The organism is Paraburkholderia aromaticivorans, assembly GCF_002278075.1.
GTDB lineage: Bacteria > Pseudomonadota > Gammaproteobacteria > Burkholderiales > Burkholderiaceae > Paraburkholderia > Paraburkholderia aromaticivorans.
Genome location: NZ_CP022989.1, coordinates 1814120 through 1829148, shown reverse-complemented (window position 1 = coordinate 1829148; position 15029 = coordinate 1814120). Strand labels below are relative to the sequence as shown.

Here is a 15029-nt window from a genome sequence, read left to right as displayed (position 1 = left end):
CGGTATCATGTGGACGTACTTGTCCGTATGAAACCGCGCAGGAGGAAAGAGTCGTGCATGTCGGTGAGCGTTTCAACAGCATTACCCACCTCGTCGGCGCCGTGCTGTCGGCGGCGGGTCTTGCGACGCTCGTCACGATGGGCGCGCTCGACGGCGACGCATACAAGGTCGTCAGCTTCAGCGTGTACGGCGCAATGCTGTTCGTGCTGTATGCTATCTCCACGCTTTACCACAGCGTGCGCAGTCCGCGCGTGAAAGCCGTTCTGCAGAAATGCGACCATTCGGCGATCTACCTGCTGATCGCCGGCAGTTACACTCCGTTCACGCTGGTTACCTTGCGCGGACCGTGGGGCTGGTCGCTATTTGGCGTAAGCTGGGGGCTTGCCGCTCTTGGCATCGTGCAGGAACTGACGCTCGGGCGACGCACCCGCAGCGTTTCGATGGTGTTGTATGTGTTGATGGGATGGCTCGCGCTCGTTGCCGTCCGCCCGCTGGTGCAAGCCTTACCGGCAGCGGGTACCGCCTGGCTCGTGGCCGGCGGAGTCATCTACAGCGCCGGCATCTACTTCTTCATCAACGACGAGCGCATCCGGCACGGACATGGTATCTGGCACCTGTTCGTACTGGCGGGCAGTCTGTGTCAATTCGTCAGTGTCGCGCGCTACGTCGCGTGACACCCCACGGCGGCGAAATGCAACTTAAGGCCAGTCAACGTGTCTTCATAGCGCGTTGAAGCATTCGGCACGCGTTTCCCGCGTGCCGCCGATTTCTCTGCGACCGGGAACTGGGCTTCGGCCTCGAACACGCCATGCGGTGTGTTCATGCCGCGTTGATGCCTGCGTGGGCCCATGTGTGCCGTTCGCGAAACTGCATTGCAAAGAGCTTTTATGTCTTTTGATTCTCTCGGCTTGTCCGAACCGTTGGTCCGCGCTGTCCACGAACTTGGCTACACCACGCCGACTCCGATCCAGACGCAAGCGATTCCCGCCGTGCTCAACGGCGGCGACCTGCTGGCCGGCGCACAAACCGGCACCGGCAAGACCGCCGGCTTCACGTTGCCCATCCTGCAGCGTCTTAACTCCATGCCCGCCGCTGCAACCGGCTCGGGCAAGCGCGTCGTACGCGCGCTGATCCTCACGCCCACGCGTGAACTGGCCGCACAGGTCGAAGAAAGCGTGCGCGCCTACGGCAAGTATCTGAAGCTGAAGTCGACCGTGATGTTCGGCGGCGTCGGCATCAACCCGCAGATCGGCGCGTTGCGCAGCGGCGTGGACATCGTCGTCGCGACGCCGGGCCGTCTGCTCGACCACATGCAGCAGAAGACCATCGACCTGTCGCATCTCGAGATTCTCGTGCTCGACGAAGCCGACCGCATGCTCGACATGGGCTTCATCCACGACATCAAGCGCGTGCTGGCCAAGCTGCCGCCGAAGCGTCAGAACCTGCTGTTCTCGGCCACTTTCTCCGACGAGATCAAGACGCTCGCGGACAATCTGCTCGACTCGCCGGCACTGATCGAAGTCGCACGCCGCAACACCACGGCGGAAACGGTCGCGCAGAAGATTCACCCGGTGGATCGCGACAAGAAGCGCGAACTGCTCACGCATCTGATCAAGCAATACAACTGGTTCCAGGTGCTGGTGTTCACACGCACCAAGCATGGCGCCAACCGCCTTGCCGAGCAGTTGACCAAAGACGGCATCAGCGCGTTGGCCATTCACGGCAACAAGAGCCAGTCCGCCCGCACCCGCGCGCTCGCCGAGTTCAAGGACGGCACGCTGCAGGTGCTGGTCGCGACCGACATCGCCGCGCGCGGCATCGATATCGATCAGTTGCCGCACGTGGTGAACTACGATCTGCCGAACGTGCCGGAAGACTACGTGCACCGCATCGGCCGCACGGGCCGCGCAGGTGCGACGGGCGAAGCGATCTCGCTGGTGTGCGTCGACGAACTGCAATTGCTGAAGGACATCGAGAAGCTGATCAAGCGTCCGGTGCCGCAGGAAGTGGTGGCCGGTTTCGAGCCGGACCCGACTGCGAAGCCGGAGCCGATTCTGCGTCGTGGCCAGGGTGGTGGTGGCGGTCGTTCGCCGCGTCAGGGTCAAGGCGCACCGAAGCGTGACGGTGCTCGGCGTGATGGCGAAGGCGCCGCGAAGCCGGCGCAGCGTTCGGGTCAACGGCCGTCGAACGGTCAACAGCAGCCGAAGCCGCAGGGTGCGAAGCCGGCCGGCAACGGCGGCCAGCCGCGTCGTGACGGTCAGCGCCACGACGACCGGCCACGCGCCGTCGCGCATGAAGGCAGCGCCGCGCAGCATGCGCCACGCAAGGCGCAGGCCGCGAAGCCGCAAGGCGGCAATCCGGGTGCGTTGCTGGGTGGCGCGAAGCCGCGCAACGACGCGCCGCGCGGTGGCCAGCCCACGCGTAGCGGCCAGCGCGGCCGTTGAGGGTTTGTGTTGAGTCTCTGTGTTGAGTCTCTGCGTTGAGTCTCTGCGTTGAGCTTCTGCGTTGAGCTTCTGCGTTGAGCTTCTGCGTTGAGCCTCTACACTGAGTTCCCACGCGGCCGGCTCGCCGGCCGCCATCACCGCGCGATAAACGACTAGCGACCGGCAGCCGCCGCAGCTTGCTTCAGGTGCTCGATCTGCCGTTCCCATCGGTCGAGCACTGCTTCCCCCTCCCCTTCCAGAGCAAACGTAATGCCGCTCGTCAGGCGCGCATAGCGGACGCTTTGCGCCTCGGCCGTATCGATCGACCCGTGCAGATACACGAGCCCACTGGCATCGCCGGCGACGCTCGCTAGCGGAGTCATCAGCAACTGCACCTGATAGAACGCCTCGTCGCAGACAAAGGTAAGCGCCGCCCGGCCGCTTTGCGCAATGGCGCGTGTCGCCCTCGCCTGCGGCCACAGCGCGATGCATAGCGTGCGCGAATCGGGCGCGTACAACTCGCCGACACCGAGCAGCGACGTACGCACATGGCCATTCGTATCGACACTCAGCAGCGACGCCGTGAAACCTGTCTTGCTAGCCAGCGACGAGCCGTCGAACAACGCGCGCACGGCATCGGGCCATTCATCGAACACGTGGTGTTCAAGAGGACGTTCGGGGGCGGAGGAATCGCTCATCATGTCGACCCGGTTGGAAGTTGGTCAATCACGCATCATGCCTTGAAAAGCAAATGGCCCGCACGCGCGGGCCATTCGGGCCATTGCAACGCCGGACATCGACCCCAAGGCGATCAGCGGAAGAACACGTGCTGCGTGATCTTGGCTAGCGGGTAATGCACGCCCGGCTGAATCCTCGCCGGCAGATCAAGCGGCTTGAGCAGCATCTTCACGCACATGTCGGCCGACAGATTGCGCCGCACCAGCGCGTTGATGCGCGCCGCGCGTTCGCGGTTATAGGCGGAGTCGTGCACGCGCTCCGGATAACGAACCGCGAAGACATGCCGCAACGCGATTTCGGAGTCTTCATTCTTGATCTCCATCACGCGGCGCATCAGCGCACCCAGAACGGCGAGCCGTCCGTTGCCTTCAATCTTGTTGTACTTCTTGAAATACTTGAAAAAGTGCTTGTAGTGGCGGACTTCGTCGGTGCGGATGTTGTCGGTGATCTGCTTGAGCACGGGCTCGTCCGAGCATTCGCCAATCGCGCGATACAACGTTGCGGTGCCGGTCTCCACCACGCAGCGCGCGACCATTTCGAGCGCGCGGGTCTTTTCGAAGTCTTCCACGGAACAGGTCAGCGAGTACTCTTCCATGAAATTGCGAAATGCCGTGTCCCAGTCGAATTCGGGCCACACGTAAGCGATATACGTCTTGAGCGCGCGGCCGTGCTGCAACTCTTCCGGCTCCCACTCCTGATTGAGCCAGGCCGAGACTTCGGGATCGCCGTTAAAAAACGTGCTCAAATTGCTGGTGTACAGATCGGATCCGCTTTCAATAAACGAAGACGCGCAGAGCAGCAACAGCAAATCTTCGTTAGCAACGGCCTTTTGCCGATCAATGCGGGTGAGGTCGATATCCTCGATCCGCCAGGGCATGACATGGTTCAGCTCTGTGTGCATCGTGTCTTGCTCCGAAAACTGTATCGACTCGTGGAGCATGCTCGAAACAGCCCGCTCTCGCCCGAGCGGCCCGCCGTGTCAGATACAGCGCCTTGAATTAGAGTTAACCCCTTGTATCTTGCATCTTAGCCGGTGTTTCGCAACTCTGCAGATAACCCAGCACAGACCATGCCGAGCCGTTGCAGTTCCAACCTCCGCATAGTCGAAACATTCGGTCGGACAAAGCGCCGCGCACAGGACGCAAAAAAGCCAGCCCGGAGAGCTGGCTCGTGTGTGCGACAAAGTCTCGCCGAACCGGGCCGGCCGGACTAGCGGCGGCACATCAGGACACCTCGCGCGAACGCATTCGCACGCAGCGCAGCACCGCCTCGTCAGGCGGCCGGCTCGCGCGTGAAGGCTTTCAGAACCCTGCGGCGAGTCCGTCCCGGCGGGTGTCGCTCGCCGCCACATAGCCGCGCTCCGGATCGTCGCGATCGAGCTTCCAGATGTACTGGCCGGAGCCGAAGTCCATGTACGGATCGTCGACCGACTTGATCGTGTGGCCGTGCTTCTGCAAGGCTTCGGCGGTGCTCGGATCGAGCGTCGACTCGATGTCGATCGTGAAATCGCGATTGACCTTCCAACGCGGCGCGTCGCACGCGGCCTGCGGTTGCTGGCCGTAGTCGAGCATCCGCACGATCGATTGCAGATGCCCTTGCGGCTGCATGTCGCCACCCATCACGCCGAAGCTCATCACGGCTTCCTGCTGGCCATTCACCCGTTGCGTGAGGAACGACGGAATGATGGTGTGGAACGGCCGCTTGCCGCCTTCCACCACGTTCGGCGACTTCGGATCCATCGAGAAACCGCAACCGCGGTTCTGCATGGCAATGCCGCTCTCGGGCACCACGATGCCCGAGCCGAAGCCCATGTAGTTCGACTGGATGAAGCTCACCATCATGCCGCGCTCGTCGGCTACCGACATATAGATGGTGCCGCCCGCCTTCGGCATGCCGAAGGCGAATTGCGTGGCGCGCTTATGATCGATCAGTCTGGCGCGAGAGGTCAGGTACGCGTCGTCGAGCATCTGCGCGGGCGTGACTTCCATTGAACGCGGATCGGCGACGTAGCGGTAGACGTCGGCGAACGCCAGCTTCATCGCTTCGATCTGCAAGTGCTGCGACTCGACGGTGTCGACCGCCAGCTCCTTCACGTCGAATTTTTCGAGGATGCCCAGCGCGATCAGCGCCGCAATGCCCTGCCCGTTCGGCGGAATCTCGTGCACCGTGTAGCCGCGATAGTCCTTGCCGATCGGCTCGACCCAATCCGCGCGGTAGCTGCGCAGGTCGTCAATCGTGAGCGCGCCGCCGCATTCGCGCGAAAAGGCGGCGATCTGTTCGGCGATCTCGCCCTCGTAGTACGCGCGCGGGCCCTGCTCGGCCAGCTTGCGCAGCGTCTTCGCGTGGCCCGGAAAGCGCACCAGCTCACTCACTTCCGGCGCGCGGCCGCGCGGCATGAAGGTTTGCGCGAAGCCCGGCAGGTCCTTCAGTTCAGGCACGGCCGCCGCCCATTTATGGGCGACGATGCTCGCCACCGCATGACCGCGCTCGGCAATCTCGATGGCCGGCTCCATCAGGTCGGCGAACGGCAGCGTGCCGAATTTCTGGTGCAGCGCCTCCCAGCCGGCGATCACGCCCGGCACCGTCACCGCGTCCCAGCCACGCGTGGGCTGCCTGGCGAGACCGTTTTCTTCGCCGTATTTGCGCTTGAAGTAATCGACACTCCATGCGGCGGGCGCGACACCGGACGCGTTCAGTCCATGCAACTTCTTGCCGTCCCACACCAGCGCGAACGCATCGCCACCCAGCCCGCACGAGACCGGCTCGACCACCGTGATGGCGGCCGCCGCCGCGATGGCCGCATCGACGGCATTGCCGCCCTTCCACAGCATGCGCAGCCCGGCTTGCGCCGCGAGAGGATGCGACGTGGAAACGATGTTGCGCGCGAATACGGGCAGGCGCGGCGTCGGATAAGGGTTTTGCCAGTTGAAGCCAGTCATGTCGAACACTCTTGGAAACGCGGCCCGGCGTGGGGAGCGCGGAGCCAGTGGAAACAGGGCGAATACGGTGAACGCCGGTCAAGCGCGAGTCAAACGCCGAGCCTCGGATTGCATCGTGATTCGACCCAAAAAACAAATTCATTTATCAAATGAATAAATGCGCAGACAGCCTGAATGATCCCGAATAGAGCGCGGCACGGTCGTCTCATATCTTATGCATGTCGCACGAGTCGGCGGACAACACCCGCGATGGTCTTACAATACGCTCACCCCACATTCACGCATCACCCGCTTACCGGCCGTGCCTCGCGCGCCCGCGGCGGGCAACGCGGACAAAAATCCCACGAACCGAGACACATGACCCGAGACCCCCGCCTGACTCTCAACGCCCGGCAACAGGAACTGCTGGAGTGGGTGCAACGCGACGGCTTCGTGACCGTGGATGACCTCGCGGCCCACTTCGACGTGACGCCGCAGACGATCCGCCGCGACGTCAACTGGCTCGCCGACATGAATCTGCTACGCCGCTATCACGGCGGCGCGAGTCTGCCGACCAGTTCCGAAAACGTCTCCTACACGGCGCGTCAGCGCATGTTCCATGAAGAGAAACGGCGCATTGCGGCGCTAGTGGCCACTCACATTCCCGACCAGGCTTCGCTCTTCATCAACCTCGGCACCACCACCGAAGAAGTGGCTCGCGCGCTCAATCGACATCGCGGCCTGCGCGTGATCACCAACAACCTGAACGTCGCCAGCATGATGAGCGGCTATCCGGATTGCGAGGTGCTGGTGACGGGCGGCATCGTGAGACCGTGGGACAAAGGGATCGTCGGCGAACTGGCGATCGACTTCATCCGGCAGTTCAAGGTGGACTTCGCGATCATCGGCACCTCGAGCATCGAAACGGACGGCACGCTGCGCGATTTCGACACGCGCGAAGTGCGCGTGGCCGAGGCGATCATCCAGCACGCGCGCACCGTTTTCCTCGCTGCCGACAACTCGAAATTCGGCCGGCCCGCGCTGGTCCGCCAGGGGCATCTCGATCAGATCGACGCGCTGTTTACCGATATGGCGCCGCCCGCCGGGATGATCGAGACGCTCACCGCCGCCAACTGCCAGGTGTATGTCGCCGGGTAGAGCCAGGCGTTCTCCGCCATGTTGCAGCGCACGCAAAACTTCGAGTGAAATCAAGGAACTGACCGCCGCTCCCAACCGCCGCTAAGGCGCGCAATTGTCAAAGGAAAAATTTACTGGGGTCGCTTTGGTGTTTAACGTGCGGTTGACTACACTCCAGTTCCCCGGCGTGCATTGCGCGTTGCGCGTCGCCCGGTTGCGTGAAACTGTCGTATTAGCCGAACCTCCCGCCTGAACCTTTGCGGACTTCACTGGCTTGAGCCAGTCGCCGGCAAGGCCGTCCGCGTTTGCTTGACATGGAGAGAACGATGCTGAGTCCGCATGAATTCGCCACGTTGTTGCTCGTCAAGGACGCTCCCAATCAAGTCGACATGGAGCGAGAAGAACTCGACGCCTTGCTGGAACGCCAGCTCGTGCAACTCGAACGGCTCGCGTCGGGCAACGAACAATGGCGCGTAACCGAAACTGGCGACAGCGCATTGCGGGCCATCAAGCGATTTTCCTAGTTTTGCGGGTCTCACCGGGTTTTACCGCTTCTAACCGTGTGTTCGCCGCCGGGCAGTCGATGTCCGTCGCGGTGATGCACGGATGCGCCGCGCTTCGGTGAGACTGCCTCGATATTCTTCGTGTGAAAAAAGCAGGACGCCGCCCGGCGTCCGCTTTGTTGTGCCCGAATCATTTACGCAGTAAATTGACGCGACGGACTTTCTGCCTTCGCGCATGCCCAAAACGCTCTCCCCCGACGACATCCAGCAATTCCGCGAGGCCATGCGGCGCGTGGCCGAGAATGCGTTCGCCACACGCGGCGCAGAGGGCGTGACGATGCGCGAATTGGCCAGGGAATTGGGGTGTAGCGCGATGACGCCCTATCGCTACTTCCGCGACAAGGACGAGATCCTTGCGATGGTGCGTGCGGCTGCGTTCAACCGCTTCGCCGCGCGCCTCGAAGCGGCAGCCCAAGTCGCGCCGCAAACGGATCACTCGAAGGTGAGCGAAGCCTACGTCGCTTTCGCACTCGACGAACCGCACGCCTACCGCTTGATGTTCGATCTCACCCAGCGCGACAGCGTCTACCCGGAACTCGCCGCCGCGTCACAGCGCGCGTGGCGCATGCTCGGCTCGCATTTCGAGCGGCTCGTCGCCGCCGGCGTTCTGGAAGGCGACCCACAGCTGATCGGCTACGCGTATTGGGCGAGTCTTCATGGCTTTACGATGCTGGCGCTGGCCAACCAGCTGCCGTTGCCGCAGGCGCAACAGCCCGCCGGCCACAATACGCCGACGCGCGAAGCCGTGTTCGCGCAGATTCGCCGCATGTTATGGCGCGGCGCGCAGCCGCAGCGCGGCTAGCGCTTACCACTCGCCACTCCGTTCAGTCACCGGCGATAAACGTCACCGGCACGAAGCCGCGCGTGTCAGGCTCAGCCGTTGCGCAAGGTCGGATCGACGGCCGCGCGCCAACTCAACGCCCTGGCTCGCTGATCGGTGAAGAACGTCACCCACTGATTACGCATTTGCGGATCGGTGCTCGCGCCCTCGCTCGCGTAACGCTGCGCGATCGCCGTCTGGAACGCGCAGAAATCTTCCTTCGACAACTTGCCATGCCGGTTCGCCACGTACGCGTCGAACATGGCCGCGTAGACGCCTTGCGCGTCGTTGCCGTAGTCGACCGTCTGGGCACTGCACATCTGCTGCAACGAAACGAACGACGGGGCGCCCATCGTTCCAGTCAGGCTCGGCGAGCTGACGCACCCTGCGAGAACCGCAGCGGCGCCGATCATCAAAAGTCCACGCATGAATTCACCTCGAAATGGCTGCTGCCGAGAGTATCGTCCGTGGCCGCGCGTTACGCCACTACCCGAACAACCGTTAGACGGACGGCCCAATGATCCGAACTTTACTTTTTCGAATATGTTCATTAAAGTTCGAAAACGAACACTATCGATTCGATAGATTTTCCAAACGACTTTTCAGATCGATTCAGGGGACACAGCAGGTGACGCAAGGCTCAAGATACGATTTGCTCGTCGTGGGCGGCGGGATCAATGGCGCCGGCATCGCTCGCGATGCGGCGGGCCGCGGCCTGTCGGTGCTGCTGTGCGAACAGGACGATCTGGCGGCACATACGTCGTCGGCCAGCACCAAGCTGATTCATGGCGGCCTGCGCTACCTGGAATATCGCGAGTTCGGGCTGGTGCGCAAAGCGCTGCAGGAGCGCGAGACGCTGCTGCGCGCCGCGCCGCACATCATGTGGCCGCTGCGCTTCGTGATGCCGCACATGCCCGATCTGCGCCCGGCCTGGCTGATCCGCGCCGGTCTCTTCCTGTACGACCATCTCGCCAAACGCGAACTGCTGCCCGGCTCGCGCGGCATTGTGATGCGCAACCACCCGGCGGGCGCACCGCTGGTCGATTCGATCAAACGCGGCTTTGTGTACTCGGATGGCTGGGTCAACGACGCGCGTCTGGTCGTACTCAACGCACTGGATGCCAGGGAGCGCGGCGCAAACATCCTCACGCGCACGAAACTGCTGAGCGCCGTGCGCGCGGGCGGCGAATGGCGCGCGCAACTCAAGCGCGACGACGGCACGATTCTCGACGTGCGCGCCGCATCGATTGCGAACGCGGCGGGCCCGTGGGTCGGCGAACTGTTGCAAGGCGCGCTGGGCCGCGCGGCGTCGCACAGCGTGCGGCTCGTCAAAGGCAGCCACATCGTCACACGGCGACTGTTCGAACACGACCACGCGTATATCTTCCAGAATCCGGACAAGCGCATCATCTTCGCGATTCCGTACGAACACGATTACACGCTGATCGGCACGACGGATCTCGAATATCGCGGCGACCCGTCGCAAGTGGCGATCAACGCGGAAGAAACGCAGTACCTGTGCGATTCCATCAATCGCTATTTCAAGCAGAAGATCTCGCCGGCCGACGTGCGTTGGACCTATTCCGGCGTACGTCCGCTGCTCGAGGAAGAAGGCGCGGACAATCCGTCGGCGGTCACGCGCGACTACTCCCTCGAACTCGACGCGCCTGCCGGTGAAGCGCCGTTGCTGTCGGTGTTCGGCGGCAAGATCACCACGTTCCGCAAACTGGCGGAAGAAGCCGTGGACAAACTCGCGCTCGCCCTCCACCACGGCGCGTCTTCATGGACGGCCGGTGCGCCGTTGCCTGGCGGCGATATTCCGGACGCCAACTTCGCGCGCTTTCTGAGCGAATTCAAGCAGCAGCATGCCTGGCTGCCGGCCGATCTGGCGCACCGCCTTGCCCGCGCCTACGGCACACGCGTCAGGCATGTCATCGGCAACGCGCGTTCGGTGGCCGATCTCGGCCGCGCCTTCGCGCCCGGTCTGTACGAAGCGGAACTGACTTACCTGCGCGACACCGAATGGGCGCGCAGCGCGCAAGACGTACTGTGGCGCCGTTCGAAACTCGGCTTGCACGTCGAACCGGGCACGCTCGATTCGATCACGCACGATATCGACACATGGTTTGCCCGCGAACCCGCGCGACAGGGCGCATAGTCAGACCTCGCCACGCAGCGCGCCCACGGCATCTGAACGAAGCGAATCGATTCACCCCTCGGCTGGACCAAGCCGGGACGCACTGTGACTCACTGTTGCAGCCCGCTTAAAACAACAAGCCGTTCCCGTCGCCGGTTACCCGTCCGGCGATTCATAAAACGCATGGAGAAGAGACAATGCAGGATCAGTACATCCTCGCGCTTGACCAAGGCACCACCAGCTCGCGCGCGATGCTGTTCGACCGGCTCGGCAATATCGTGTCGACCGCGCAGAAGGAATTCCAGCAAATCTACCCGCGTCCGGGCTGGGTCGAGCACGACCCGCAGGAAATCTGGTCGACCCAGGCCGGCGTCGCCGCCGAAGCCGTGACGCGCGCCGGCATGAACGGCACCTCGATCGCCGCGATCGGCATCACCAATCAACGCGAGACCACCATCGTGTGGGATCGCGAAACCGGCCACCCGATCTATAACGCGATCGTCTGGCAGGACCGCCGCACCGCCGACTTCTGCGACCAGCTCAAGGAGCAGGGCCTCGAAGAAAAAGTCCGCGCGAAAACCGGCTTGCCGATCGACTCGTACTTCTCGGCCACCAAGATCCGCTGGATTCTCGACAACGTCGAAGGCGCGCGCGAAAAAGCCAGACAGGGACGCCTGGCGTTCGGCACCGTCGACAGCTGGCTGGTGTGGAATTTCACCAAGGGCGGCCTGCACGTCACCGACGTGACCAATGCGTCGCGCACCATGCTGTTCAACATCCACTCGCTGAAGTGGGACGACGAGCTGCTCGAAGCGCTCGACATTCCGCGCAACATGCTGCCGGAAGTGCGGGCTTCGTCGGAAGTGTACGGACCGACCAAGACCACCGTGTTCGCTTCGAAAATTCCGCTCGCGGGCATCGCCGGCGATCAGCATGCCGCGCTCTTCGGCCAGATGTGCACGGAGTCGGGCATGGTGAAGAACACCTACGGCACGGGCTGCTTCCTCGTGATGAACACCGGCGACAAGCCGATCGAATCGAAGAACAATCTCGTCACCACGATTGCCTGGCAGATCGGCGACCAGATCAATTACGCGCTGGAAGGCAGCATCTTCATTGGCGGCGCCGTGGTGCAATGGCTGCGCGACGGCCTCGGCATCATCAAGAACGCCGCTGAAATCGAAACGCTGGCGCGCAGCGTGCCGCATTGCGACGGCGTCTATCTGGTGCCCGCCTTCGCCGGCCTCGGCGCCCCGCACTGGAATGCGCGCGCTCGCGGCACGCTGTTCGGCGTGACACGCGGCACGACTTCGGCGCACATCGCGCGCGCCGCGCTCGATTCGATCGCCTATCAATCGCTCGACGTGTTGAAAGCGATGGAAGCCGACTCCGGCATTCGCATCGGCGAATTGCGGGTGGACGGCGGCGCCTGCGCGAACAATCTGCTGATGCAATTCCAGGCGGACATTCTCGGCGTCGACGCCGTGCGTCCCAAGGTGTCGGAAACGACCGCATTGGGCGCGGCTTATCTGGCCGGTCTCGCGGTGGGTTACTGGAAAGATGTCGACGAGCTGCAAAGCCAGTGGAAGCTGGACCGCCGCTTCACGCCTGCCCTGCCGCACGCCGACGTCAAGGCATGCCTCGACGGCTGGAAGCGCGCGATCCGCGCCGCGAAAGCCTGGGCCGATACGCCCTGAGCGCTTTTCTCGACTCACCGCTATCGACATAAAGAAGCCGCTCATCCCGCGGCTTCCCCGACAACTATATTTCGGATAACCAACGATGCATCCTTACATCGCGGAATTCATCGGCACGGCGCTCGTGGTGCTGCTCGGCGACGGCGCCGTCGCCAACGTGCTGCTCGCGCGCACCAAAGGCAAAGGCGCGGACCTGATCGTGATCGTGATGGGCTGGGCAATGGCCGTGTTCATTGCCGTCTACGTCACCGCGTCGTTCAGCGGCGCTCACCTGAATCCGGTCGTGACCATCAGCCTCGCGTTGGCCGGCAAGTTCGCGTGGGCCAAAGTGCCGGGCTATGTGGCCGCGCAAATGCTCGGCGGCATGGCCGGCGCGCTGCTCGTGTGGATCGCTTATCGCCAGCACTTCGCGAAAGAAGGCGACGCCGACGTGAAGCTCGGCGTGTTCTGCACCGCGCCGGCGATTCGCAGCGTGCCGCATAACCTGCTCACCGAAATGATCGCCACGTTCGTGCTGATTCTCGGCGTGCTGTACCTGGCCTCGCCGCAAGTCGGCCTCGGCGCGCTCGACGCGCTGCCGGTCGGCCTGCTGGTGCTCGGCATTGGCATCTCGCTCGGTGGCCCGACCGGCTATGCGATGAGCCCCGCGCGCGACCTGTCGCCGCGTCTGATGCACGCGCTGCTGCCGATTCCGGGCAAGCGCGATAGCGACTGGCACTATGCGTGGATTCCGGTTTGCGGTCCGCTGTTGGGCGGCGCGGCGGCGGCGTGTCTGTATCTGTATCTGCACGCGCACTGATCTCGCAGCCGATGCGGGATTCATCTCGGCAACACTCACCGCAAGTGAACGTCGAGGACGCGCCCGAGGCTTGACGGAAAGCGGCGGCGCCGCGCAGGCGGCGCCAAAGCACGTATCATGACGCTTTCACTCTCCGCGCATGAGCTTGCGATCGGCTCGCCCATGCGCTCTGCTTTCCGTTTTCAGGCATGATCGACCACCTCATCTGTGACTGCGACGGCGTGCTCGTCGACAGCGAAATCATCGCTGACCGGGTATTGCTCGAAACGCTGAGCGCCGCGTTTCCCGGCCTCGACTTCGAACCCATCGTCAAAACGGCCTTTGGCCAGCAAACGTCTCGCTTTCTCGAAAGCATCGAAAAGTCGTTCGACATCGCGCTTCCCGCGAATTTCTTCGACACCGTCGAACACAACGTCGAACTCGCGCTCGCGGCCTCGCTCAGCCCGATCAACGGCGTGCGCGATGCCTTGCAACGCGTCGCCCTGCCGGCCGCCGTGGTCTCGAACAGCCGCATGACGCGCGTGAATGCGTCGGTGCGGCGCGCGGGTTTGCAGCAGATTTTCGGCGAACGCATTTTCAGCGCGGAACAGGTGGCCCGCCCGAAGCCTTATCCCGACGTATATCTGTTTGCCGCGAACACACTGGGCGTGGACCCGTCACGATGCGTCGTGGTGGAAGACAGCGTGGCGGGTTTGAATGCCGCGCGCGCGGCGGGTATGAAAACGATCGCTTTCGTCGGCGCGAGCCACATTCCCGATGGCTATGCGGACGCGCTGCGCAAGATGGGCATGACACGCATCATGCAGCACATGGATGAATTGCCCGCGCTGGTCGAAGCCGGCGTACGCGGCGAGTTTGGCGACGTGCAGTCGTAACGGTTCGCGGCAATAGGAAAGCCGGCTGTTCAGCCGGCTTTTTTCGTGTCAACGCCAAATGCGAGAGCGCGCCTCATCTTGCGCGCGCACGCCTCGCGCATCAAGCCTCGTCAGCCACGCATTCGCGCGCCTGCGCCAGCGCCTGACGAAACTCCACCAGCTCGGCGATGGTCAGCATCGGCAGATTGTGTTGCGCGGCGAAGCGCTCGACGTCCGCGCCGCGCGTCATCGTACCGTCCGGATTCATCAGTTCGCACAGCACGCCGGCCGGCTTCAGACCCGCGAGAATCGCCAGATCCACCGTGCCTTCGGTGTGGCCGCGCCGCGCGAGCACGCCGCCGGGCTGCGCGCGCAGCGGGAACACATGGCCCGGGCGCACGATGTCGGCGGGCCTCGCCGTGTCGGCAATCGCGGCGCGAATCGTGGTCACGCGATCGAGCGCGGACACGCCGGTGGTCACGCCCTCGCGCGCTTCGATCGAAACCGTGAACGCGGTGCCGTGACGGCTTTCGTTATTGACCGCCATGGGCGGCAGTTCGAGCGCGCGGATTTTTTCGTCGGGCAGGCACAGGCACACGATGCCGCTGCATTCGCGAATCAGCAACGCCATGGTTTCGACGGACAGACGCTCGGCGGAAACGATCAGATCGGCTTCGTTCTCGCGGTCGTGGTCGTCCTGCAGCACGACCGCGCGGCCATCGCGCATGGCTTGCAAGGCGGCGGCGATACGCGGCGGAACGGCTTCGGTGTCGAGCAGGGGAAGATCGAGGAATGCGCTGTCCGCAATCGTCGACGGAGCAGGAAAAGTAGCAAAAGACATAGTTGAAACGCTCATCGCAAAAGTTGGGCGAAAAACGTTTCAGGGCATTGCAAACAGACAAAGACGCGCCGTTGAGCGCTGCGCGGGGCAGCGTTCGCGCAA

14 protein-coding genes are annotated in these 15029 nt (G+C 63.2%); 9 read left to right on the top strand and 5 right to left on the bottom strand.

Features of this window, described 5'->3' with window-relative positions:
- Window positions 1–53 precede the first annotated feature (53 nt).
- Window positions 54–674, top strand: a complete 621-nt coding sequence (gene trhA / locus CJU94_RS08405; protein ID WP_095418292.1) for a PAQR family membrane homeostasis protein TrhA — start codon at window positions 54–56, stop codon at window positions 672–674.
- Window positions 675–887: 213 nt separating this feature from the next.
- On the top strand, window positions 888–2444 hold the full coding sequence (locus tag CJU94_RS08400; protein ID WP_095418291.1) for a DEAD/DEAH box helicase: 1557 nt from the start codon (window positions 888–890) through the stop codon (window positions 2442–2444).
- A 152-nt stretch (window positions 2445–2596) separates the two neighbouring features.
- On the opposite strand, the gene CJU94_RS08395 is transcribed toward CJU94_RS08400, so the two are convergent.
- The 3 genes from CJU94_RS08395 to ggt form a co-directional block, all read right to left on the bottom strand.
- On the bottom strand, window positions 2597–3121 hold the full coding sequence (locus CJU94_RS08395; protein ID WP_095420263.1) for a hypothetical protein: 525 nt from the start codon (window positions 3119–3121) through the stop codon (window positions 2597–2599).
- Window positions 3122–3234: 113 nt separating this feature from the next.
- A complete protein-coding gene (locus tag CJU94_RS08390) occupies window positions 3235–4062 on the bottom strand; it encodes a ferritin-like domain-containing protein (RefSeq protein ID WP_095420262.1) in 828 nt (275 codons plus the stop codon).
- 400 nt (window positions 4063–4462) lie between these two features.
- The gene (gene ggt, locus CJU94_RS08385; RefSeq protein ID WP_095418290.1) at window positions 4463–6100 is read right to left on the bottom strand and encodes a gamma-glutamyltransferase; all 1638 of its coding nucleotides are present in this window, start codon (window positions 6098–6100) and stop codon (window positions 4463–4465) included.
- A gap of 357 nt (window positions 6101–6457) precedes the next feature.
- On the opposite strand from ggt, the gene CJU94_RS08380 reads away from it, so the two are divergent.
- From CJU94_RS08380 to CJU94_RS08370, 3 genes are all read left to right on the top strand, one after another.
- A complete protein-coding gene (locus CJU94_RS08380; protein ID WP_095418289.1) occupies window positions 6458–7237 on the top strand; it encodes a DeoR/GlpR family DNA-binding transcription regulator in 780 nt (259 codons plus the stop codon).
- Window positions 7238–7542: 305 nt separating this feature from the next.
- A complete protein-coding gene (locus CJU94_RS08375; protein WP_054034465.1) occupies window positions 7543–7740 on the top strand; it encodes a hypothetical protein in 198 nt (65 codons plus the stop codon).
- Between the two features lie 214 nt (window positions 7741–7954).
- Window positions 7955–8581 carry a TetR/AcrR family transcriptional regulator gene (locus tag CJU94_RS08370; RefSeq protein WP_095418288.1) on the top strand — a complete coding sequence of 209 codons (627 nt, stop codon included), beginning with the start codon at window positions 7955–7957 and terminating at the stop codon, window positions 8579–8581.
- A 71-nt stretch (window positions 8582–8652) separates the two neighbouring features.
- Here the strand turns inward: CJU94_RS08370 and CJU94_RS08365 are convergent, their stop codons facing one another.
- Window positions 8653–9027, bottom strand: a complete 375-nt coding sequence (locus CJU94_RS08365) for a hypothetical protein (protein ID WP_095418287.1) — start codon at window positions 9025–9027, stop codon at window positions 8653–8655.
- Window positions 9028–9227: 200 nt separating this feature from the next.
- Between CJU94_RS08365 and glpD the strand changes: the two genes are divergently transcribed.
- From glpD to CJU94_RS08345, 4 genes are all read left to right on the top strand, one after another.
- The gene (gene glpD, locus CJU94_RS08360) at window positions 9228–10757 is read left to right on the top strand and encodes a glycerol-3-phosphate dehydrogenase (protein WP_095418286.1); all 1530 of its coding nucleotides are present in this window, start codon (window positions 9228–9230) and stop codon (window positions 10755–10757) included.
- A 176-nt stretch (window positions 10758–10933) separates the two neighbouring features.
- Window positions 10934–12433: a glycerol kinase GlpK gene (glpK, locus tag CJU94_RS08355; protein WP_095418285.1), complete on the top strand. Its 1500-nt coding sequence runs from the start codon at window positions 10934–10936 to the stop codon at window positions 12431–12433.
- A gap of 85 nt (window positions 12434–12518) precedes the next feature.
- Window positions 12519–13232 (top strand): MIP/aquaporin family protein, encoded by a 714-nt coding sequence (locus tag CJU94_RS08350; protein WP_095418284.1) that lies wholly within the window; start codon window positions 12519–12521, stop codon window positions 13230–13232.
- 188 nt (window positions 13233–13420) lie between these two features.
- Window positions 13421–14107 (top strand): HAD family hydrolase, encoded by a 687-nt coding sequence (locus tag CJU94_RS08345; protein WP_095418283.1) that lies wholly within the window; start codon window positions 13421–13423, stop codon window positions 14105–14107.
- Window positions 14108–14207: 100 nt separating this feature from the next.
- Here CJU94_RS08345 and ribB read toward each other — a convergent pair whose 3' ends face one another.
- Window positions 14208–14927 (bottom strand): 3,4-dihydroxy-2-butanone-4-phosphate synthase, encoded by a 720-nt coding sequence (gene ribB, locus CJU94_RS08340; protein ID WP_095418282.1) that lies wholly within the window; start codon window positions 14925–14927, stop codon window positions 14208–14210.
- Between the last annotated feature and the right edge of the window lie 102 nt (window positions 14928–15029).